Genomic DNA, 21,590 nt, shown 5'->3' with positions numbered 1-21,590 from the left:
GCAGCCGTCCTCGCACAACGCGCCCGCCCGCGGCCGTCCACGCCCGGTCGCGCCCCCGGAGCCGCCCGCCCGCAGCCCCCGCCGGTACCCGCGAGCCCCGCGCAGCCGCCGGACTCCGACTCGCCGCGTCAGCCGTCCCAGCCGCCGGGGAGGTCGCGGACCACCCGCCAGCGCGGGTCGAGCTGCGTCGCCGCCCCTCCGTTCCACGCGCGGCTGTGGAACCACGGCGCGATCACGTCGGCGCCGCCGTGCACGTGGTCGCCGAGATGCGCGCCCCAGTACGAGAAGGTCGAGTTCGTCAGCACCAGGCGGCGGGACGCGGCCAGCAGGGCGAGCTGCTGCGGCACCGGCGTCCCCGCCCCCGGGAAGCGCACCTCGACGCCCTCGAGGACGCGGGCCAGCTTCACCCGGCACCAGTCGAGGTCGTCCGACACGATCAGGACGCTGCGCACGGGCTCCCGCTCGCGGGCCAGGGCGAGCGCCGCGTCGACGTACTCGACCACGTCGAAGGAGTAGCGGCCGCGGAAGGCCGGGACGCTGTAGTAGTCGCCGCGCCGGATGTTCACGGTGAGGTCCGCCTCCGATCGCGCCGCCGCCGCGAGAGCGGTGAACGGGCCGCCGGGCGGGAGCAGCATCGTCGCGACGAAGTCCGCCAGCTCATCCGTCGTGAACTCCACGCCGAGCTCCTGGTGGACGCTCCCGAGCTCGCGGGGGCTGAAGAACGACATCTCCGCCGGGGGCACCACGAGCTCCTCGAGGACCCGCGGGAAGACCTCCGCCCACTCCGCGGTCCTCCGCGTCGCGCGCACCGCGGTCGGCACCCCGCGGCCCCGGCGGGCGTGGGCCTGCAGCCAGAAGTAGGCGAGGTTCCCGACCCCGAACGACTCGCCGGGCAGCAGCACCGTCGTGCCCCGTCGGCGGAGGGGCGCCAGCAGCGCCGAGCGGACGTCGCCGAGCGTCACCACCGCGGGCCTCCCCCGCTCACGAGAGCTCTCCGAGCGCTACGAGCTGGGCGAAGCCGGGGTGCGCGGCCCGCACCTCCTCGAAGGTGCCGGCCCCCTCGATCCGGCCGCCGTCGAGGAAGAGCAGCCGGTCGGCGCCGCGCACGGTCGAGAGCCGGTGGGCGACCACGAGGACGGTCATGCTGCCGTGCAGCTCGGCGACGGCACGCGAGATCTCGTGCTCCGTGCGGTTGTCGAGCGCCGAGGTCGCCTCGTCGAGGACGAGGACGGAGGGGCGCCGGTACAGCGCCCGGGCGAGGCCGAGCCGCTGGCGCTGGCCGCCGGAGAGGCGGACGCCGCGCTCGCCCACGCGGGTGTCCAGACCCTGCGGCAGCCCGCCGACGAACTCCTCGAGCTGCGCCGTCCGCAGCACCTCGCGCACGCGCTCGTGATCGACCTCGGCCGCCGGGACCCCGAAGGCGACGTTCGCGGCGACGGTCGCGTCCAGGAGGAACACGTCCTGCGGCACCACGCCGAGCCCCGCGTACCAGGCCGCGGGGTCCTCGTCGATCGGCCGCCCGCCGCAGAGGATCCGGCCGCTCGTGGGCGGGAGCAGGCCGAGGACCAGGTCGAGGAGGGTGCTCTTGCCGGCGCCGCTGGATCCGACGAAGGCGGTCGTGGCGTTCCGCTGGATCACCAGCGAGACGTCCCGCACCACGTCCACGTCGGAGTCGGCGTAGCGGTACGTGACGTGCTCGAGCGCGATGTCGCCGGAGTAGCGGCCGCCCGGCCCGGGCGTCTCGTCGTGCGCCCCCTCGGAGGCGAGCTCCTCGGCCGCCTCGGAGACGATCCGCAGCCCCGCCTGCCCGCTGCGCACGATCGCGAACGTGGCCGAGACGCGGTTGAGCGTCGGCAGGGCGCGGAGGGAGGCGGCCGCGAAGACGCCCAGGACGGAGAGCGCCTCGGCGCCGGAGCCGGTGGCGACGAGGATCCCCGAGACGCCCACGACGGCGACGACGAAGCCGATCTCGAGCAGGTACTTCGGCAGCTCCGAGACGAGCGAGAGGGAGCGCAGAGCCTGGGCGCTGCGGCGCTTGGCCCCGCTGAAGCCGGCGACCAGGCTCGCCGCGCTCGAGGTCAGGCGCGCCTCGCGGAACCCGTCGAGCGAGGGGAGCAGGAACTGCCACGACTCCAGCGCGGCCTCCGCCATCTCCTCGCCGATCCGGCCCTGCCGCCGCCGCAGGAGCGCCTGGACGCCGCCGAGCAGCACCGCGAAGAAGACGGCCGCGAACAGGGTCGCGACCGGCGAGGCGACCAGCAGGATCGCCACGATCGCGACGAGCACCAGCAGGTCGGAGGCGATGCCGATCACGCCGAGGAGCACGCCGGCCGCCTGCGCGCTGGCGTCGTTGATGGTCCGGTACACCTCGGCGAGGCGCCGGGAGCGGTGGACGGCGTAGGGCGCGAGGACGTACCGCCGGAGCAGCTCCGTCGCAGCGTCGGCCGATATCCGCGTGGTGCGGCCGAGCAGCCACCACCGGAAGACGATCGTCCCGGCGCTCTTGAGCACGAAGACGACCGCGACGAAGCCGGCGATGATCGGGAGGAGGGTCTGGACGTCCGTCGAGCCGAGGACGCCGGAGAGGACGCCGAGCGCGCCCGTGGTGGTGTCGGTCCCGGTGAGCAGCGCCATGAGCGGCACCATCGCGGCGACGCCCAGGGTGTCGAGGACCGCGAGCGCGAGGGAGCCCGCGACGGCGGCGGTGATCCAGCCCGGAGAGGCGGCACCGGCCAGCGAGAGGAGGGTGCGCAGTCCCGGTCGCAGGGACCCGCCGCTCACGCCGCCACCCCCTCGTACACGGCGGCGATCCCGCCGCACATGGCGGCGACGTCCCGCACGGCGCGAGGAGCCGCGGCTCTCGACGCCTGCCGCTCCAGCGCCGCGGCCACCGCCTCCGGGTCGTCGGCGTCGACCAGCGAGTCCCGCTCGACGATCTCGGGGTTCCCGCCCACCGCGGAGGCGACCACGCCGATCCCGCGGGCGGCCGCGTCGAGCAGCGTGTAGGAGCAGTTCTCCCAGACCGAGAGCTGGGCGACGACGTCCGCCGCGGCGAGCGCCGCCTCCGGATCGGCGAAGCCGGGGAACGACACGGCGTCGCCGAGGCCGAGCCGCTCGGCCCGGGCGCGCAGGGCGCCGTCGAGCGGACCCTCGCCGGCGACGGTCAGCGTGGCGCCGGGGACGCGCCGGTGCAGCACCGCGAAGGCCTCGAGCAGCGCGTCGAGGCGCTTCTCCGGCGCCAGGCGCGCGAGCGAGAGGACCCGGAGGGAGCCCGGCTCCCCCGGCTCGCGGTCGCGGGGCGCGGCGTCGACTCCGTTGAGCACGACCTGCACCGGCAGGCTCGGCCGCCACTTCTCGATCATGGTGCGGCGGGTGGCCTCCGAGACGGCGATCGCGCCGTCGAAGGACCGCAGCCGCGCGTGGTGCGCCACCGCGGTCGTCCGCGCCCGCAGTGCGGTGCGGTGGTAGACGTCGGGCCCGGCGATGCCGTGCTCCGTCGTGACGCGGCGGACCCCGCGGGGCAGCGGGGTCGCCGCGGTCACGAGGTCGGCGTGGGCGAGGTGGGAGTGGACGACCGCCGGGCGGAGAGCCGCCGCGGTCGCGCGCAGGGTCGCCACGGAGGCGGCGGCACCGGCGGACACTCCGAAGCGCCCGGTCGTCACGGCCGAGCCCTGCTCCCGCAGCCGCTCGGCGAGCGCTCCCTCCGGGCAGAGCACGACGAGCCGGTGGCCGGGGATCCCGTGCCGGGCGGCGTCGAGGACGTGGCGGGCCACCCCGCCGAACTCGCCGACCGGCACCGCCCAGAGCGCGAGCGGGGTCACAGCCACTTCTCCAGCCGCTCGAGCGCGGTCCAGAAGCCCTCGCCGCTGTTGACGTGCCCCTGCCAGATCTCGGGGATGAACGGCACCCCGGGCGCCAGCTCGTCGAGCGACGCCGCGAAGTCCGGCCAGTCGATCTCGCCCTCGCCGATCTGCACCCCCTCGCCGTCGACACCCGTCGCGTCGACGAGGTGCAGGTGCGCGCTGAGCGGAGCGAGCAGCGCCACCGCCTCCGAGAAGGCGAGCCCGAGGTGGTTCGCCGCGAGCTTGGTGTGCGAGGCGTCGAGGCAGAGCGGCGTGCCGGTCGCGGCCGCGAACTCCGCGGTGTCGCGCGGGTCCACGAAGAGGTTGTGGAACTGCTGCCCGCCCATGAGCCACGGGTAGGGCGGGAGGGTCTGCGCCAGCACGCGGACGCCGCTCGTGTCGATGCGCTCGAGGGCGTCGGCGACGCGCTCGTAGAGGGGAGCGCGCTGATCCGGAGCCACGTGCGCGTGGCGGGTGAAGCCGCCCATCGTGACGACCATCATCGGGTCCTCCTCCTGGCGGAACCAGCGCGCGAGGCTCCGGGTGGTCTCGACGGTGCGCTGCACCTCCGCGATCGAGCGCTCCCACACGTCGTCGTCGAAGGAGGCGAGGTCGACGAGGAAGTCGCCCGCGAACAGGTCCGGCAGGTGGGTGGTGAAGCCGGAGTCGAGGCGGCGGGTGAACACGTCGTCCGGCTCGATCTCCAGGTCGCGGTACGAGAAGTGGAACTCGAGGAAGTCGGCGTTCGACTCCGCGGCGAGCGCCGCGTGGTCGTGGTACCGCACCGGCAGGCCCCAGGGGCGGCGGAACCGGAACGGCCGGCCGGACGGCGTGCTCTCGCGCAGGTCGCCGGCGAAGAAGAACCCGCCCTCCTCGACGTCGCGGTGGAGCGCGCGGCCGAGCAGCTGCGGCAGCTCGTTGGGCTGGAGGCCCCGGCCGGGGCTGCGGACGACGACGTCGGCGGCGCGCACCACGTCCCCGATCGAGAGGTCGCGGGAGGCGACCAGCGACTTCGCGAGCGAGACGCGGTTCATCGACTCCCCCGTCGAGACCGATCGGGCGTCGCGCGTGCCGAGCGAGTCCTCGATGTCGCGGATCTCGCCGACCATGCGGCGGAACTCGTCCGGGAGCAGGGACACCGTGTGGTCGTTGCCCTCCATCCCCCGGTCGACCGTGAAGTGCTTCTCGACGATGCGGGCCCCGCGGGCGACGGCGGCGACGGGGACGTGCCAGCCCCGCTCGTGGCCGGAGTAGCCGACGACGCCGCCGCCGATCTCGGCGAGCCGGTCGAGGTAGGCGAGGTTGAGGTCGCGGTAGGGCGCCGGGTACGTCGACTGGGTGTGCAGCAGGGCGAAGGAGGTGCCGAGCGAGCGCAGCAGCGCGACCGACTCGAGGATCTCGGACTCGCGGGACATCCCGGTGCTGAGCAGCAGGGGCAGCCCCCGGGTGCCGGCGTCCTCGATCAGGCCGTGGTTGGTGAGGTCCGCCGAGGCGATCTTGAGACCCGGGATCCCGTAGTCGACGAGCGCCTGCACGCTCGGGGCGTCCCACGGGGTGCAGAGGACGTCGATCCCGGCCTCGGCCGCGTGGTCGAAGACCCGGAGGAGCGGCTCGGCGGGCAGCGAGAAGCGGCGCAGGAGGTCGATCGTGTACTGGGCGCCGAGGTCCTCCCCCGCGGTGGCCCCGCCGGCGCGCCGGTAGAGGGAGTCGAGGTCGCGCAGCTGGAACTTCACCGCGTCGGCTCCCGCCTCGACCGCGAGGTCGACCAGCCGCCGCGCCAGATCGACCGAGCCGTTGTGGTTGTTGCCGATCTCCGCGATCAGGAAGGCCGGGTGGCCGTCGCCCACCTCGTGGCGGCCGATCCGCAGCGCCCGATCGCCCTCGACCGCGATCGCGACGAGGTGCCCGCGGTCGTCGACGAGCGGGAGGTGGCTGATCCCGTCGCGGCCGAGCCGGGCGGCGATCGCGGTGGCCGGCTCGTCCGCTCCCGCCGTGCGGACGGCGGTGTTCGCGACGGCGAGGGCCGGGACGTCGAGGGAGGCCGTCGGGTTCGCGATGATCCAGCGGCGGAAGTCGCCGTCGGACACCGACCCGCGGAGGATCCCGTGCCCGTCGACGCAGAAGACGATCCGCTGCTTGTTCGCGTTGATCTTGGCCAGCGCGGTGAGCACCGGGTCCTCGGCGAAGACGATGAACGGGGCGAGGTGCCGGTCGATGATCATGCGCCGCCTCCCGCCGCGAGGCCGAGGAGGGTCTGCTCGACCACCGCGAGGTCCGCCTCGGTGTCGATGTCCCCGCCCTCCACCTCGTCCATGACGAACAGGCCGACCCGGCCGCCGATCCGGTTGCGCTCGCGCTCGTAGACCTCGGTGCGGGTGAGGTAGAGGGACCCGGTCTCCCGGTAGAAGAAGTCGGCCTCGGCGAGGTCCTGGCGCCGCGGCCGGGCCGTGACGTCGTACTGCGGCACGGAGGCGCCCTCCTGCAGGCGCCAGAGGAACGGCGTCTGCGGGACGACGCCCACCAGCGAGTCGACCCCCGTCGAGGCGAACTGCTCGAGCGCGCGGGCGAGGGTGCCCGGGAGCCGGATCGGCGAGGTCGCCTGGAGGAGCATCACCGCGTCCGGGCGGCGGCCCAGTGCGGCCCGGTGCTCGATCGCGTGGAGCACGACGGGCTCGGTCGCCGTCTCGTCGCGCGCCAGCTCGGCGGGCCGGAGGAACGGCACGTCCGCTCCCGCCCCCTCCGCGATCGCGGCCAGCTCGGGGTCGTCGGTCGACACGAGCACGTCGAGTCCGGCGGCGAGCGCCTGCTCGATGCTCCAGACCACCAGCGGGCGGCCCGCGACGGGGCGGGCGTTCTTGCGCGGGACGCCCTTCGAGCCCCCGCGCACGGGGATGACGCAGAGAACGGTCACGGGGTGCCTCCTTCGGCGATGGCGAGTGCCCGGCGGGCGACGGCGACGGCCGGCTCGACGGCCGGGACGGGCGGAGCCGCGGTCGGCGTCTGCCCGCCCCAGCGCGCGAGCCGGTACCGGCTCCAGAACTCGAGCACCCAGGCGGGCGGGTCCTCGCAGACGACCCACGCGGGGACCCCGGCGGCCGCGGCCTCCAGGACCCCGGTCGAGAAGATCGAGGCGACCGGCCGGGCCTGCGCGGCGAGGTCGCCGCCGCGGAGCACCCGGATGCCGCGGCGCTCCCACCGCGCGTGCTGCCAGCGCGAGCGGCGGTCGACCTCGGCGGGGTGGGGGCGGTAGTCGGCGCCCGCCTCGCGGCAGAAGCGGGAGGCGGTGGCCGCGGCCGTCCGCCGGGGCAGCTCCGCGCCGTGCAGCTGGCCGAGGAACAGGGGCCGCTCCTCGAGCCGCTCGGGGCGCGGGCGGCGCGACGCGGTCCAGAGCAGCTGGCTGCCGACGACCTCGGTCTCCACGTCGCTGCGGCCGGAGGTCCAGAAGGCCGCGTCCTCCTCCGAGAACGCCAGCAGCGTCGCTCCGGGCGGGAGCGGCGGGGCGGAGGGGGTGAGCAGGCCGTGTTGCACGACCAGGAAGCGGGCGCCGAGGATCGCGGACCAGCGGTGGGCGGCCGCTCCCGCCGCGAGGAAGTGGCCGGTGGCGATCACGGCGCGGAGGCTCCGCAGCTCGGCGGGCGGGTCCGCCTCCGGGTCGACCGGGTGCGCCCTCCAGCGGCCCGGCAGCAGCCCGGACAGCGCGTCGCCGGCTCCGGAGGGAGCGAGGACCGCCGCGGGAGCCCCGCCGAGAGGAGCGAGCGAGGCCGCGGTCGAGGCGAGGGCGCTCGCCGTCGACGCCTCCACCGCGAGCAGGACCGCAGGCCGGTCGCCGCGCACGTGCAGCACCAGGCGGGTCGGCTCGGAGCGCCGCAGCGCCGCCCGGGCGGTGCGCAGCGGGTCGCGGCCGCGCTGCCAGCGGCGCCAGGCCTCCAGGTCGGTCGGGTGCGTCAGCGCCACAGGGCCCTCACCTCCCGCATCCGGTGCACGAAGGTGTGCTCGGCGCCCGTGCGGCGCGCGCCCGCCTCGCGGATGCGCCGCGCCCACGAGGGGTCCGCGCCCGCCCGCCGCACGTGCTCGACGAGCTGGTCGCGCTCCTCGAAGACGAGCACCTCGCTGCCCACCTCGTAGAACTCCGCCACCTCGGGCCGGTCGATCAGGGTCAGCGCCCCGACGCCCGGCGCCTCGAAGGCGCGCATCGAGAGTCCGCCGTGGCCCGCGCCGTGCAGAGCCAGGGTCGCGGTCGAGCCGGCCATCACTCCGTAGTAGCCCGCCCGCGGGACGTCGCGGCGGGCGGGGACGCCGGCCGAGCGCCAGCGGCCGGTGCGCGCCACGTCCCAGGGGTGCCGCGACCACTGCCGCCCGTACGCCTCGACCGCGACCCCGCCGGCCGCGAGCTCCCGCAGCACGCGCTCGCGCTCGGGGTAGCGGGCGCCGACGAAGGTCACCGCGGCGGAGGGGCGGGGGCGGAAGGAGAGGAGGGAGTCGAAGGCGTCGGGCAGGTGCCCGGCCGGAACCCCCGCGCGGGCGAGCTCGGCGACGTCGGCGGCGGAGTAGCTGACGATCGACACCGCCTCCCCGGCGAGGGAGCGCAGGCGGTCCACGGGGTGTCCCATGTTGCGGAGCTCGTCGTAGAGCCAGAGCACCACGGGGACGCCGGCGCGGCCGACCTCCTCCCACCAGGCGTCGCCGAGGGAGTCGCCCTTCACCACGAGGACGGCCCGGGGCCGGACGGCGCGCAGCGCCGCGATCGCGCGGTCGGTCTCGGCGCGCATCGACGAGCGCCGGAGCCGGCCCCCGGGGAGCCGGTGGCCGAGGGCGTCGCGCACATGGGCCAGCCCGGTCGCGGCGTCGTAGCGGTGGACGACCACGTCGTCGCCCAGGTGGGCCAGCGCCGACTCGAGCGCCTCCCAGTAGCCGTGGAAGACCGGGCTCACCACGAGCACGGGCCCGCTCATCGGGATGCCGCCTCGGCGGCGGCGACGAGCCGGAGCTCGCGCCGGAGGACGGCCAGCGGGCGCACGTCGCTGCCGGCGGCGGCGCGCACCGCGTTGGCGGCGAGGTTCACGGCGGAGGCGGCGCGCAGGGCCGCGGCGAGGGCGGCGGGGCGCCCGCCCCACTTGCGGGCGTAGCGCAGGCGCGAGGCGACCAGCCAGACCAGTCGGCGCGCGGGGTCGGAGGAGCCGCCTCCCGTGTGCTCGGCGACGACGGAGCCGGCGAAGACCGAGGGCACGCCGCGCTCGCGCAGCCGGCGCTGGAGGTCGACCTCCTCGCAGTTCATGTGGAAGGCCTCGTCGAACCCGCCGACCGCGCGGAACTCGGCCACCGGCAGCAGCATCACGGCGCCCACCACCCAGTCCACCGGCACCGTCGCGCCCGGGGCGCACCGGGTGTCGTGGCCGACGGCGGCGTGCAGCCGCGGGCGCCAGCGCGCGAGCGGAGTGAGCCACTCCACGACGTAGTGGCGCAGCCGCGGGAAGCGCCGGCCGACCCACTGCCGCTCCCCGCCCGCGTCGACGAGGTCCGGAGCGACGACCGCGGGCAGCCACGGCCGTCCCGCCTCGAGCAGGTCGCGGAGGAAGGAGGGTCCGACGACGAGGTCGCTGTTGAGCACCAGGAGCAGCGGGTGGCGCGCCCGGGCGGCGCCCGTGTTCACCGCGGCGCCGAAGCCGCCGTTCCGCTCGCGCCGCACGACCTCCACTCCGTCGATCCCGGCCGGGAACGGGACCGGGGAGGCGTCGTCGACGACGACGATCTCGAGTGCGGGGGGCGACTCCTGGCTGCGGAGCCGCTCGACGAGGGCGAGCGCGGGCGCGGGGTCGCCGTAGTGCGGGATCACGACGCTCACCCCCTCGGCGGTCACCTCGCGACCGTCTCGGCGGCGCGGTCCCGGCGGAGCGAGCGGCGGGTGCTCCGGACGGTGGCGGCAGGGGGCTCCGCGCCGACGGGCAGAGCGCCGAGAGCGGGGAGGATCACCCGGAGCAGGGCGTCGATGTCCTCGACGGCCGCCGCGGCGACGTCCGGTCCGCGCCCGAACGGGTCGGCGAAGTCGTCCTCGGCTCCGTAGGGGGCGGTGTCGTCGGCGAGCAGCCGCAGGAGCGGGACGCCGGGGGCGGCTCCCGCCAGCCGCGCCGCCCGGCGGACCGTGGTGGTGCGGCGCGCGGCGGCCGGGAAGTGGCGGGTGACCCACTCCCGCTGGCCCGCCTCGAACACGAGCACGGGGTCGGTGCCGGCGAGCATCCGGCCGTCGGCCTGGCGCGCGCGGTGCCCGGCCGTGGAGAGCCCGCGGGCCCGCAGCGCATCGCTGAGCTCGGGGTCGAGCCCGCGGCCGGCCTCCGCGTGCGTTCCCGCGCTCTCGACCCGCCAGTCGGAGCCGGCGCCGAGCAGGCGCGCCGTGATCAGCTCGGCCGAGGGCGACCGGGCCACGTTCGCATGGCAGAGCAGGAGCAGGCGCCCGCTCATCGAGCCGCCCGGCGGGACGTCTGCGGAGGCAGGGCCCGCGACTCCACCGGGGCGAGCTCGGACCGGCGCGGTGCCGCCGCCGCGCGCTTGCGCCCCGTCCCCGGCTGCGGCTCGGCGTAGTACGCGTTCTTGCGGTCGTAGTAGTAGTACCCGGTGTCGCCGTCGCGGGCGGTGACCATGTTGAGCACGGTGCCGAGCACGCGGGCGCGGACCTGCTGGACGATCCGCCGGGCGGCGACCACCTCGGGCCGGCGCGTCTGGTTCGAGGCGACGACGAAGACGACGCCGTCGACGACGGTCGCGACGATGGAGGCGTCGGTGACGGGCAGCACGGGCGGCGCGTCGATGATGACGAAGTAGTCCTTCGACAGGCGCGCGACCAGGGCGCGCATCGCCTCGGAGCCGAGCATCTCGGACGGGTTCGGCGGGATGTGCCCGGCCGGGAGGGCGTAGAGGCCCGCGGTGCCGGTGGGGCGGATCGCGTCGTCCACGGGGATCTGGTGGCTGAGGACCTCGCTGAGGCCGATGGCGCCGTCGATGTCCAGCATCCGCGCCACGGAGGGCCGGCGGAGGTCCGCGTCGACCAGGAGGGTGCGCTGCCCGGACTCCGCGGTGACGCGGGCCAGTCCGGCGGCGATCGTGGACTTGCCCTCGGCCTGGTTGGCGCTGGTGATCACGACGCTGCGCGTCTCCTCGTCGACGCTGGAGAAGCGCAGGCCCGTCCGGAGCGAGCGGAACGCCTCCGCGGTGAGCGCGTCGGTGCCGCGGCGGCCGCCGGTCCGGCCCGGGCGTCCGGCCTTGGGGATGCGCCCGAGGACGCCGACGCCGAAGAGCTCGGTGAGGTCGTCGACGGTCCGCACGCGGATGTCGAGGGCCCGGCGGAGGAAGGCGAGACCGAAGCCGAGCACCAGGCCGCCCAGGGCGCCGAGCAGGATGTTCCGCACCCAGTCGGGGCTCGTCGGAGCGGCGGGCGGCTCCGCGTTCTCGAGCGGGACGACGGTGATCTGCGGTGTGCGGTCCGCGGTGGACTGCGTCTCGATGTCGGTGATGACGGCCGCCAGCGCCGCGAGCGCCCCGTTGGCCAGTGCTGCGGCGTTCTGCGCGGTCCCGGCCGCGGCGGTGACCTCGATCAGGGTGCTGCCCGGAGCGACCCTCGCGGTGAGGCGGCCGCTCAGGGCCTCCCCGCCGGGGTTCGCCTCCGGGTCGGCCTCGATCCGCTCGGAGACGGCGCTGCTCGAGATCAGCGGCAGGTAGGCGTTCGCCCGGGTCACCGCGGTCTGCGACCCGCTGATCGCATCGGCCGAGCTGCCGTCGCTCGCGGCGATCACGAATCCGGCCGAGCTCGACTCGTAGACCTTCGGAGTGAGGAACGAGAAGGCGGCCATCGCCAGAGCTCCGACGAGCACGGCGACCACGAGGGTCCGCCAGTTCCGCCGGATGAATGCGATGAGATCGACGACAGTCACTGCGCACCTTTCTGCGTGCCGCGCATGCGCCGCACGACGATGCTGAGGTGTCGGTCACGCTAGCAATGCGGAGCGCCTTTCCCTAGGCGGTCCCCGACCCCTCGGGAGGCCCTTTCTGCGAGGATGACGACATGTCCGCACCAGGGGGAGAGATCGTCGTCGAGAGGCGTTCCCCGCTCGTTCACGCGGCCTTTCCGATAGCACATTCCGCTCGGATACTCGATGCCGCCCTGATGGGCCTCCTGGTCTACCGGCTCCCCACCCCCTTCCTCCCGGGGAGCGTCCCGCTGGCGCAGACGGCCCTGGCCGCCCTGGTCCTCGTCAGCCTCTTCCGGCGGCCCACCCGCCGTCTCGGACGGGCCGCCTGGTACCCGTGGCTGTGCCTCGCCCTGCTCGCCTTCGTCCTCGCCGGCTCGTCCTTCGACGGCCTCGACGCCCTGCGCCGGGCGGCGAACATCGCGCTCGTCATGCTCGCCGCGGGCTTCCTCGCGAGCGGGCGGATCGACGTGGTCTCGGGGCTCAAAGGACTCGCCGCGGCCCTGTCGCTGAACGCCGTGCTGTTCGTCGCGGGACTCGCCCCGGACAGCTACCAGGGCGCCCTGACCGGCTTCCTCCAGGACAAGAACGTGGCCGGTCTCGTCTACGGGGCGGCGGCGCTGCTGGTCTCGGCGCTCGGCTCGCGGCTGTGGCTGCGGATCGGCGTGCTCGCGCTCGGAGCCGCTGCGGTCGTCGCCACCGACTCCCGCACGTCGATGGCGGCCTACGCCTGCGCGCTGGTGTGGCTCGTCGCGGCGCCGTACCTGCGCCTGCTCTTCCGCGCGCTCCTCGGCGGCGGCCTCGTCCTGCTGTTCCTCTGGGCCGAGCGGAACCTGGCGACGGCGGGCGACTACGGGGTGGAGCGGGCCGGCTCCGACGCCCTGCGCGCCCGCATCCTCGACGCCTCGGTCGACAAGGTGGCGCTCTCGCCGTGGACCGGCTCCGGGCTCGGCGAGGCGACCGCGCGGGTCGACGGGATCGACTGGTTCTTCCACAACTCCTACCTGGCGCTGATGGCCGAGGGCGGCGTCGTGCTGCTCGTCGGCGTCGTCGGCACCGTGCTCGTGGCCGGCTTCGCGACGACGGCCGCCGGGGCCGGGAGCCGCCCGGGGCACGCGGTCGGCGCGGCGAGCATCCTGGTGCTGCTGTGTGCGACGCAGCTGGGCGAGGTGTTCTTCGCCCCGATCTCGTTCGTCGTGATCGGCGCGGGTCTCGCTCTGCTCGCGGAGCGGTCCGCCCGCGTCCGCGCTCTGCCGCCGGAGTAGCGCCTCCCGCGTCCACCCGATCCGGCGCGGATCCACGGGTCCGGGGCGCAGAGGTCCCGGTCGGCGGGCCCTTCCCGGCGCGACGGAGGTCGCCTGGTGGGGCCCCGGCCGACCGCCGCTCAGACGCGGCCGCGCTCGCGGACCGCGTCGCGGAGGACCGCGCGGACGCCCGCCCACATGTGCCGCGCGTTCAGCTCGGCCAGCACCCGCTCCCGGCCCGCGCGGGCGACCTCGGCCCGCTTCCCGTCGTCGCTCAGCACCGCCTCCAGCACCGCCGCGATCCCCGCTGGATCGTGCAGGGGCAGCGAGAAGGACGTCTCGCCGTCGCGGACGTAGCCGGTCATCGCGGCGCTCGCGGTGACCGCCGTGCAGGTCCCGCAGCCGGAGGCCTCCAGGAGGACGCTCTGGCCCGTCGGGTAGGCGAGGTCGTGGCTGGTGACGACGACGAGCTCGGCGTCGCGCAGGTTGTCGCGGTGCCGACCGACCGGGACGGGATCGTGCAGGACGACGTTGGCCGGCAGCGCCCGGGACGGCCGCCGTGCAGGAGTGGTCACGATGTCGAACCGCCGGTGCGGCAGGCGCTCGGCGGCGGCGACCAGCGAGTCGAAGTCGCGCCCGCGGTCGACCCCGACGGCGAGCACCTCGAACCGCTTCGGACGCGGCGGAACGGGCCGGTAGTAGTCGGAGTCGACCCCGAAGAGCACCGGTGCGATCCGCCGCTCGTCGACGCCGTGACGGGCGAAGACCTCGCGCTGGTTCTCGCTGAGCACGACGAGCCGGTCGACCCCCTGAAGCAGCCGGACCACCTGTCGGCGCCGCTCCGGCGAGCCGGTGAGCAGCTCCTCCGCCCACCAGCAGGAGAGGACCACGAGCGGCGTGCGGCCGTACGGCCCGAGCCGCGCGCGCCGGAGCAGCGCGGGGAGGCCCGCCTCCGGCTCGAGCACGCAGAGCACCGCGTCGGCCGAGCGGACCGCCCGGAGCGCGCGCAGCTGCGTGTCCACGTTCAGCCCCGTGCGGTGCTCCACGACGTCGCGCAGCTTCACGTGCGCGGGCCGAGACGCGTGACCGGGGACGAGGAGCCGCGTCGAGTCGTCCCGGAGGAGGTCGGCCCGGTACGGCAGCCTCCCGCGGGCGAAGGGCTCGCCCGGAGCCAGGCGCAGTGTCGGGTGCTTGAGGAACAGTCCGAGCACTCTGAGGACTTCCGGTTCGGGGGTCATCGTCGTCCTTTCCGGAGGGAGGAGGAGAGGCTCGCCGCGGCATTCTCCGGAAAGCGGATCGGTCCCGTGGCGGGAGGATCAGGAATCACCGGAGAGGACCATTCGCGCCAGAAGTCCGTCGATAGCCGACTTCCCGGAGGACGGCGAGTAGGAATCGTTCCAGCGGGCACGATCACTCTCCCGCGACTCCGATAGTCCTCTCTTCTTCCGGGCTCTGATCAGCTCGGCCAGAGCCCGCGGATCGCCGGCTCGGAACGTGGCGCCGATCGACGGGCCGACGACCTCGGGGAGCGCACCGGCGTCGCTCACGACCACGGGGACGCCGGCCGACATCGCCTCCGTCACGACCAGGCCGAACGACTCCGGCTGCACCGACGGCACCACCAGGAGGTCGATCCGCGCGAAGAGGTCGCCGGGCTCGATCCACCCCGGCCGGTCCACCAGAGCGGCGACCGGGGCGAGGGCCGCCTCCACCTCGCGACGCTCCCGCTCCGCCACGAACCGGGGCTCGCCCGCCAGCACCAGGCGATACGCGCCCGGTTCCCCGGCCTCCAGCAGCGCCAGCGCCTCGGTGAGGACCCGCACCCCCTTCGCGAGCGAGGGACGCCCGAGGAAGCCGAGGACGGTCGTCCCGTCCTCCCGCGGCCGCGCCTCCGGCAGGTCGACGCGGCGGCTCCAGTTCGGCAGCACGGTCGACCCGGGGACGATCCCCGCCAGGTAGCGCGAGGGGACGAGGGTCGCCAGGGCGCCGCGGCGGGCGACGGGCGCGAGCAGCCGCTGCAGGCCGGACGGGCGCTGGTGCAGGTGCACGATCCTCCGCGGACGCCCTGCCGTCGCGACGGCCGGCACCAGACCGTTGCACCACAGCACGCCCTCGCGGGAGGAGGCGTCCCAGCGCCGCAGCGCGCGCATCCAGGCGGGTCTGCCCGCGGCCTCGAGCTCGACGACCCGGTGGCCGGCGGCGAGGGCGGCGGCGACGAGCGCACGCGGCTCCGAGGGGCCGACGACCACGACAGGGACCTCGAGCGCCTCGAGCGCCTCCGCGATGCTCAGCAGCATCACCTCGCCGCCGCCGATGTCGCCGTTGTTGGTCGCGAGCGCCACCGGAGGCCGCCCGGCGCCGCCCGCTCCCCCGTGGATCATCCGCCGCCCCGCCCGCCTCCGCGCGGCGCCCCCGCGGCCCGCGCGCCCATCCTCACCGAGACGAGCGCCCGGCTCCACCGGGCCCGGCCGGGCTCCGCGGGCCGCGGGAGCGCTGGAATACTGACCGGATGGAGCTCGTGGGCGTTCTCTGGGCCGACGAGGCCGTGCCACTCGTGTCGGCGTTCGTCCACCGGCGGGCCGACGCGGCGGGCCTGCGCGCACTCGTGCTCAAGGGCCCGACCGCCGCCGCCGACCGGCTCCGGCCGCCCCGCACCTCCGGCGACGTCGACCTCCTGGTCGCCCCCGACGACCTGCCCCGGATCCTGGCCCTCCTGGCCGCCGACGGCTGGACCGAGCGGCCCTGGCCGGACGGCCCGACGCTCGCGGCCAAGCACTCGCGCTCCTACCGGCACGCCGCCTGGCCGGTCGACATCGACGTGCACTGGCGCTGGCCGGGCTTCCTCGTGCCGCCGCGCGACGCCTTCGAGGCGCTGTGGAGCCGGCACCGGATCGTGGAGCTGGCCGGCCGTCCGGTCGCGACCGCGAGCGTCGCCGACTCGGCACTCGTGCTGGCGCTGCACGCGCTCCGCGACGCCTGGCAGATCACGGACCCGCGCCTCACGCGGCCCTCCGACTACGACCTGCTCGTCGAGGCGGTGGGCGCCCGCGCGGAGCTGCACGCTCCGCTCCGGGCGGCGGCGGAGGAGCTCGGCGCCGTCCAGACCGCGCAGCCCTTCCTCGATGCGCTCGGCATCCGCGCGCGCGCCGGGGAGGTGCCCGCGGCCGAGCTGCGGGCGTGGCGGATCAACGCGAGCTCGCCCCACGCCTCCGCGGGGTGGGTGCAGGCCGTGCGCGCGGCCGGCTGGCGGCAGCGGCCGCTGCTCCTCGCCCGCGCCGTCTTCCCCGCTCCCCACGCCCTGCGTGCCGCCGACCCCGCCATCGGCCCGCGCCGGATCGACGTGGCGGCCGGCTGGTGGCGGCGGCTGCGCCGCGGCGCCCGCACGGCTCCGCTCGCGTGGGACCACCTCCGACGGACGGACAGGACCTGACATGACCCGCCGGCTGATCCGCGCCCCCTTCGGGCTCGGCGTGCGCTTCACCTTCGACGACACCGTCCCCGACCGCTTCGTGGCGGAGGTGGAGGAGTCGTGGAACGACGTGGACGACGACGCCGATCGCCCGGGCTCCGAGTACCGGGTGTCGCTGACCGAGCCGGTCGGGGAGCCGGGAGTGATCGCGCAGCCGACCGAGGACGCCCTCGCCGAGCACATCGGCGCCGCGCTCACCCTCGCGGCGGCCGACGCCTGCGAGGGCCGGCTGCTCAGCGTGCACGCCTCCGCGGTCGCCCTGACCGACGGCCGCGTCGTCGCGTTCGTCGGCCGGCCCGGTGCCGGGAAGTCGACGCTCGTGAGCCTCGCCGCGCGCCGGTACGGGTACGTGACCGACGAGACGCTCGCCGTCCGCCGCGACGGGCGGGTGCTGCCGTTCCGGAAGCCCGTCGCCCTCCTCGACGGCGGCGACTGGAAGCGGCACCGCTCCCCCGCCGCGATGGGCCTGCAGCCGCTGCCGGACGCTCCGCTGCGCCTGGCCGCCCTGCTCCTGATCGCCCGCGACCCGTCCGGCCCGGCGGAGCCCCGGCTCGAGCCGATCGCCTTCGACGAGGCGCTCTCGGTGCTGCTGCCGGAGCTGAGCCACTTCGCACGGCTGCCCGCGGCGCTGCACCACCTCGCCGGGCTGCTCGACTCCGTCGGCGGGGCGCGGGTGCTCCGCTACCGCGAGGCGGAGACGGTGCTGCCCCTCCTCGAGCGGATCGGGGAGCCGTCGCCGGTCGTCGCCGATGCACCCGAGGCCGATCCGGCGGCGCCCGGCCCGGGCCTGCTCGCGCGCGCCGCCGGCGTCGAGTGGGTCGAGCGCGACGGAGTGGTCAGCTGCCTCCTCGACGAGCGGGTCGAGACGCTGACCGGGATCGGCCCGGTGCTGTGGCGCGTTCTCGGGACGCCCGCGACGGTCGACGCGCTGATCGGGGCCGTCGTCGCCGAGCACGGCGCCCCGCCCGCGGGCGACCCCCGGGCGCACGTCGAGGCCGTGCTCGACGCGATGGTCGAGCACGGCCTCGTGGTCCACGGCGCCTGACGGCGCCGAGCGCGCGGCTAGCCCGTGCGGACGTTCGGCCCGACGGAGCCGCGGGCGATGAACAGGTCGAGCAGGTTCACGAGCCCCACCGCGCGGATGTAGAGCGCCGCGACGTCGTAGCGGCCGACGGGGAGCGCCTCGAGGGCGGCGGGCCCGGTCGGGTTGGTCGAGCGGTTCTGCGCGTTGATGTCGATCTGGATGACGTCCCGCAGGGCGGTGAAGACCGGGGTGAGGACCGCGTTCTGCAGGGTCGTGAGCAGCGGCGTCAGGGCCGTGAGAGCGAGGTTCACCACGGTTTGAACAGCCCCCCCGAGAGCACTCGAGACCAGCGGCGTACCGTTGATGAGGATGAGATTCCCGAGACGCGTCCTCAGCGAAGCGAGAAGAGCACTCGTGAAGGACGACGCCGCCGTCCCTGGAACCCGGAGGCTGTTGTCGACGAAGAGGGTCGAGTTCGGCGGAAGGCCGTTGACGTAGGGCGAGGTCGTCCCCTGACCCGGTGCTCCACCGAGCAGGGAGAAGAGGTCGATCGTGATCGTCGCCGGGCTCGCCGACAGCTGAGCCTGGATCGGCTGCGTTCCACCCGGCAGGCTTCCCGCTAGGACCGCGGCTCCGTCAACCGTCACGGTGAGCCCGAAGACCGAGAGATCGAGCACGTCGCTCAGCAAGGTGTTGATCGCGCTCGTGATCGCGGTCAGCGTCGGCGAGGTCAGCACCAGGTCCAGGCGGCCGACCTGGTAGTCGCGCTGCAGGTTGTCCGACCCGGGCACGCAGGCCGACTGGAGGGACGCGCGACCGGTCAGGGCGCCGATCCGCAGGGTCAGGTCCGTCACGTTGGTGAGCAGAGCGGCCACTCCCGCGCCGGACGCCGCGAGGATCGCCCGGAGGTTCACCGTCCCGAAGTCGGGGAAGCTCCCCGCCGTCGAGTCGAGCGCCAGCTGGCCCGCGTCCGTGATCGCGCCGGAGGCGCCGCGGACGGTGCCGTTCGTGTTCGCCGATGCGTACTGGTTGAGGGTGCCGACGTCGGCCGGAGCCGCCAGCGTGAGGAGGGAGGAGAGCGTGCCGGTCAGCCCGGTCGCGTTCACGGCGATCGTGTTCAGCACCGTGGCGTCGACGCCGCCGGTCACGACGGCCGGATTGCCCTGGTCGGGAGCGATCGCCGTCACGCCCGAGACACCGGCGACATTGTCGAGGTCCACGCCGCCGAGGAAGCCGCTGAGGAGGCGTCCGCGGGCGACCGCCTGGAAGACCGTCCCCACCGGGAAGCAGCTGATCGAGACGGCGGAGGCGGACTGCGCCAGCATCACCGCGGGCACCGACCAGACCGCTCCGGCCACGACCGTCCGCCGTGCGAAGACGCCCGCGGAATTCGCGCTCTTCTTCTCGCTCTTATCGCTGATATCGCTGGATGCGAGCGGATTAGACTCCGACATTGGCGGCCCTCCGGTGCTGTCGCTCGACGTACACCCCTTGGCGCGTCGGCGGCAAACATAGCGAGAGAGGCGTCGCCATAAGAGGCGCTGGCGGATTTCTACTCGCACTGGCGGTGATCAGCGGAGAGGACGCGGAGAAGATGGCAGAGGACCCCCGGCTCCTTCTCTGGCGGCGCCGCCCGGACACGGCCTCCGTCGATCTGAACGGGCGCGTCCTGGTGCTCCCGCTGGACGTCTCCCCGATGGGCAGCCCCTACGCGCTGCGCGAGAGCGTGGCCGCGACCTGGCGGGCGCTCGACGACGAGCCGCAGGACTTCTCCGGCCTGGCCGACCGGCTCGCCCGCCTCCACGCCACCGATCCCGGCGCGATCGCCGACGACCTGGCGCGCGTGCTGAGCGGGCTGGAGGAGCTGCTCCTGGTCGAGAGCCGCCCGCGCGGCGAGGAGTCCCGATGAGCGTCGCGAGCGTCGTCGTGCCCAGCTACGCGGGGGCGGCCCGCCTGCCCCGCCTCCTCGCCGCCCTCGCGGCTCAGACCCACCGCGACCTCGACGTGGTCGTGGTCCTCGACGGCGTCGTCGATGCCAGCGAGCGCGCCCTCGACGCCTCCCCCGTGCCCGTGCGCCGCGTCGTGCTCCCCGAGAACCGGGGGCGCTCCGCCGCGCTCACCGCCGGCTTCGACGCCGCGCGGGGCGACGTGCTGATCCGCTGCGACGACGACCTCGAGCCCGGCCCGGGCTGGGCCGCCGCGCACGTCGGGGCCCACCGGGACGCGGTCGTCGGCGTCGTCGGCCTCTGCCCCGACGTCGACCCGGGCACCGCCTACTCCCGCGCCTACGGCCGGCCCGCCGGCGAGCGCTTCCGCCGCGGCGCCTACGCGGCGGGTTCCGACGCCTCCTGGCGCTACTGGGGCGGCAACGTCTCGGTGACGCGGGCGACGTACGACCGGGTCGGCGGCTACAGCACCGACTACCGCGAGTACGGCTGGGAGGACGTCGACTGGGGCTACCGGCTGCACCGCCTGGGAGTGCCGGTGCGGATCGAGCCCGGCGCCGAGGCCCTGCACCACGGCGCTTCCGTCTCGGCGGCGGTCCGCAGCCGGCGCGCGTTCCTCTCGGGGGCGGCCCGCCGCACGTTCGAGCGGCTGCACCCCGAGCAGGTGCGGGAGGCGGTGCCCGCGGCCGGCGCGTGGGACGCGGCCGTGCGCCTCCTGGCCCGCGGCGGGAGCGAGCGGCGGACGGCACTGGTCGCGGGAGTCGCGGACGCCGCGCTCGGAGTGGTGCCCCGCCCGGTCGGCGAGAAGCTGGTCGCGCTCGCCGTCGAGTCCGCGGCGATCGCGGGCTACGACCGCGGCAGAGGGCGTCCCGCGCACGGGTGACGGCGGCGCGGATCGACGGATCCGCGGGCCCGGCAGCGGCGCCGACGCCGTGCGGGAGCCGATCTAGGCTCCCCCGCATGCGAGTCCTTCTGGTGGGCGGAGCGGGCTACATCGGGAGCCACACCGCCGTCGCGCTCCTCGAGAGCGGCCACGAGGTGCTGGTCGTGGACGACCTCTCGCACGCGAGCGAGCGGACCCTCGACGCGGTGGAGGAGCTGACCGGCTCGGTGGTCCCCCGCCTGATCGCCGACGCGCGCGACACGGCCGCGCTGACCCGCTTCCTCGCCGCCCACGGCCCGGTCGACGCCCTGGTCCTGCTCGCCGGGCTCAAGTCGGTCGGCGACTCGGTGCGGCGGCCCCTCGAGTACTGGACGGTCAACGTCGGGCTCGCCACCGCGGCGTTCTCGGTCGCGGCGGAATCGGGGATCCGCACCGTCGTGTTCTCGAGCTCGGCGGCCGTCTACAGCCCGGGCGGCGCGATGCCGGTCGGGGAGGACTCCCCCGCCGGGCTCAGCGCGGCGAGCCCCTACGGCGCGACCAAGCGCGTGATCGAGGAGATCCTCGGCGACGCCGCGCGCGCCGATCCCCTCCTGCGCGCGGTCAGCCTCCGCTACTTCAACCCCATCGGCGCGCACCCGTCGGGGCGGATCGGCGAGGATCCGGCCACGGCGCCGGGGAGCCTCCTGCCCGTGCTGACGCGGGCCGCGGGCGACCCCTCCCGGTGCGTCGACGTCCTCGGCGACGACTACCCGACCCCCGACGGCACGGGGCTGCGCGACTACATCCACGTCTGCGATCTCGCGGCCGGGCACGTCGCGGCGCTCGAGCGCGCGCGGCCCGGGCACCGGGTCTACAACCTCGGCACGGGCTCGCCGACGAGCGTCCTCGAGCTGATCGACGAGGTCGAGCGGGCGAGCGGGGAGACGGTCCGGTGGCGGGCCGTGGGGCGCCGGCCGGGCGACCTCGCCGCGAGCTGGGCCGACCCGGCGCGCGCCGAGCGGGAGCTGGGCTGGCGGGCGGTGCGCACCGTCCGCGAGGGCGTCCGCGACCAGTGGCGGTGGCAGACCCTGCAGCGCATCGGCGTCTCCTGATCCTTCCGGCACGGAGTCACTGAAAGAGTGACTTCTTCTTCTCCGCGACTCTCCTCCATCGTTGTGATCTCCGAGGGAATAGCGCCTCCGCGACGCATTCCAGACGATCCTCGCCATTCCTCTCGCGGCTTAT

At 75.5% G+C, this 21,590-nt stretch carries 19 protein-coding genes; 6 read left to right on the top strand and 13 right to left on the bottom strand.

Going from position 1 to position 21,590, the window contains the following annotated elements:
• Positions 1–128: 128 nt before the first annotated feature.
• From C5D04_RS07210 to C5D04_RS07165, 10 genes are read right to left on the bottom strand one after another with little or no spacing between them, the layout of a single operon-like run.
• Positions 129–962 carry an alpha-1,2-fucosyltransferase gene (locus C5D04_RS07210; RefSeq protein WP_146079484.1) on the bottom strand — a complete coding sequence of 278 codons (834 nt, stop codon included), beginning with the start codon at positions 960–962 and terminating at the stop codon, positions 129–131.
• A gap of 19 nt (positions 963–981) precedes the next feature.
• Positions 982–2,781, bottom strand: a complete 1,800-nt coding sequence (locus C5D04_RS07205) for an ABC transporter ATP-binding protein (RefSeq protein WP_104224510.1) — start codon at positions 2,779–2,781, stop codon at positions 982–984.
• On the bottom strand, positions 2,778–3,821 hold the full coding sequence (locus C5D04_RS07200) for a glycosyltransferase family 4 protein (protein ID WP_104251021.1): 1,044 nt from the start codon (positions 3,819–3,821) through the stop codon (positions 2,778–2,780). The genes C5D04_RS07205 and C5D04_RS07200 overlap by 4 nt, the downstream gene beginning before the upstream one ends.
• Positions 3,818–6,064: an N-acetylneuraminate synthase family protein gene (locus C5D04_RS07195; RefSeq protein WP_104251022.1), complete on the bottom strand. Its 2,247-nt coding sequence runs from the start codon at positions 6,062–6,064 to the stop codon at positions 3,818–3,820. The genes C5D04_RS07200 and C5D04_RS07195 overlap by 4 nt, the downstream gene beginning before the upstream one ends.
• A complete protein-coding gene (locus tag C5D04_RS07190) occupies positions 6,061–6,753 on the bottom strand; it encodes a cytidylyltransferase domain-containing protein (protein WP_104347475.1) in 693 nt (230 codons plus the stop codon). The genes C5D04_RS07195 and C5D04_RS07190 overlap by 4 nt, the downstream gene beginning before the upstream one ends.
• Positions 6,750–7,796, bottom strand: a complete 1,047-nt coding sequence (locus C5D04_RS07185) for a hypothetical protein (RefSeq protein ID WP_104326193.1) — start codon at positions 7,794–7,796, stop codon at positions 6,750–6,752. Before C5D04_RS07185 ends, C5D04_RS07190 begins: the two co-directional genes overlap by 4 nt.
• The gene (locus C5D04_RS07180; RefSeq protein WP_104258156.1) at positions 7,787–8,794 is read right to left on the bottom strand and encodes a glycosyltransferase; all 1,008 of its coding nucleotides are present in this window, start codon (positions 8,792–8,794) and stop codon (positions 7,787–7,789) included. Before C5D04_RS07180 ends, C5D04_RS07185 begins: the two co-directional genes overlap by 10 nt.
• Positions 8,791–9,699: a glycosyltransferase family 2 protein gene (locus C5D04_RS07175; RefSeq protein ID WP_104347474.1), complete on the bottom strand. Its 909-nt coding sequence runs from the start codon at positions 9,697–9,699 to the stop codon at positions 8,791–8,793. Before C5D04_RS07175 ends, C5D04_RS07180 begins: the two co-directional genes overlap by 4 nt.
• Complete coding sequence (locus C5D04_RS07170; protein WP_104347473.1) at positions 9,696–10,298, bottom strand: low molecular weight phosphatase family protein; 603 nt, start codon at positions 10,296–10,298, stop codon at positions 9,696–9,698. Before C5D04_RS07170 ends, C5D04_RS07175 begins: the two co-directional genes overlap by 4 nt.
• Complete coding sequence (locus tag C5D04_RS07165; RefSeq protein WP_104326191.1) at positions 10,295–11,764, bottom strand: polysaccharide biosynthesis tyrosine autokinase; 1,470 nt, start codon at positions 11,762–11,764, stop codon at positions 10,295–10,297. Before C5D04_RS07165 ends, C5D04_RS07170 begins: the two co-directional genes overlap by 4 nt.
• A 233-nt stretch (positions 11,765–11,997) precedes the next feature.
• Here C5D04_RS07165 and C5D04_RS07160 point away from each other — a divergent pair, with 233 nt between their 5' ends.
• Entirely contained in the window at positions 11,998–13,065 is a 1,068-nt protein-coding gene (locus tag C5D04_RS07160) for an O-antigen ligase family protein (RefSeq protein WP_104347472.1), read from the top strand.
• A gap of 119 nt (positions 13,066–13,184) precedes the next feature.
• Here C5D04_RS07160 and C5D04_RS07155 read toward each other — a convergent pair whose 3' ends face one another.
• Together C5D04_RS07155 and C5D04_RS07150 are read right to left on the bottom strand one after the other, a co-directional pair.
• Positions 13,185–14,282, bottom strand: coding sequence for a glycosyltransferase family 4 protein (locus tag C5D04_RS07155; protein ID WP_146087846.1), 1,098 nt, complete (start codon positions 14,280–14,282; stop codon positions 13,185–13,187).
• A gap of 78 nt (positions 14,283–14,360) precedes the next feature.
• Positions 14,361–15,425: a glycosyltransferase family 4 protein gene (locus tag C5D04_RS07150; RefSeq protein ID WP_104347470.1), complete on the bottom strand. Its 1,065-nt coding sequence runs from the start codon at positions 15,423–15,425 to the stop codon at positions 14,361–14,363.
• A gap of 128 nt (positions 15,426–15,553) precedes the next feature.
• Between C5D04_RS07150 and C5D04_RS07145 the strand changes: the two genes are divergently transcribed.
• Positions 15,554–16,474, top strand: a complete 921-nt coding sequence (locus C5D04_RS07145; RefSeq protein ID WP_104347469.1) for a nucleotidyltransferase family protein — start codon at positions 15,554–15,556, stop codon at positions 16,472–16,474.
• A gap of 1 nt (position 16,475) precedes the next feature.
• Positions 16,476–17,558 carry a PqqD family protein gene (locus C5D04_RS07140; RefSeq protein ID WP_104347468.1) on the top strand — a complete coding sequence of 361 codons (1,083 nt, stop codon included), beginning with the start codon at positions 16,476–16,478 and terminating at the stop codon, positions 17,556–17,558.
• 17 nt (positions 17,559–17,575) lie between these two features.
• Here C5D04_RS07140 and C5D04_RS07135 read toward each other — a convergent pair whose 3' ends face one another.
• Positions 17,576–18,991 carry a choice-of-anchor G family protein gene (locus C5D04_RS07135; protein ID WP_146087845.1) on the bottom strand — a complete coding sequence of 472 codons (1,416 nt, stop codon included), beginning with the start codon at positions 18,989–18,991 and terminating at the stop codon, positions 17,576–17,578.
• A gap of 140 nt (positions 18,992–19,131) precedes the next feature.
• On the opposite strand from C5D04_RS07135, the gene C5D04_RS07130 reads away from it, so the two are divergent.
• The 3 genes from C5D04_RS07130 to galE all read left to right on the top strand — a co-directional run bounded on the left by C5D04_RS07130 (position 19,132) and on the right by galE (position 21,457).
• The gene (locus tag C5D04_RS07130; RefSeq protein WP_146086893.1) at positions 19,132–19,446 is read left to right on the top strand and encodes a hypothetical protein; all 315 of its coding nucleotides are present in this window, start codon (positions 19,132–19,134) and stop codon (positions 19,444–19,446) included.
• Positions 19,443–20,366 carry a glycosyltransferase family 2 protein gene (locus C5D04_RS07125; RefSeq protein WP_104261308.1) on the top strand — a complete coding sequence of 308 codons (924 nt, stop codon included), beginning with the start codon at positions 19,443–19,445 and terminating at the stop codon, positions 20,364–20,366. Before C5D04_RS07130 ends, C5D04_RS07125 begins: the two co-directional genes overlap by 4 nt.
• Positions 20,367–20,443: 77 nt before the next feature.
• On the top strand, positions 20,444–21,457 hold the full coding sequence (gene galE / locus C5D04_RS07120) for a UDP-glucose 4-epimerase GalE (protein WP_104324644.1): 1,014 nt from the start codon (positions 20,444–20,446) through the stop codon (positions 21,455–21,457).
• Positions 21,458–21,590 lie beyond the last annotated feature (133 nt).

Source organism: Rathayibacter sp. AY1D2 (assembly GCF_002932695.1).
Lineage (GTDB): Bacteria > Actinomycetota > Actinomycetes > Actinomycetales > Microbacteriaceae > Rathayibacter.
The sequence above is the reverse complement of the archived record's forward strand: the minus strand, read 5'-3'. Positions and strand labels throughout refer to the sequence as shown.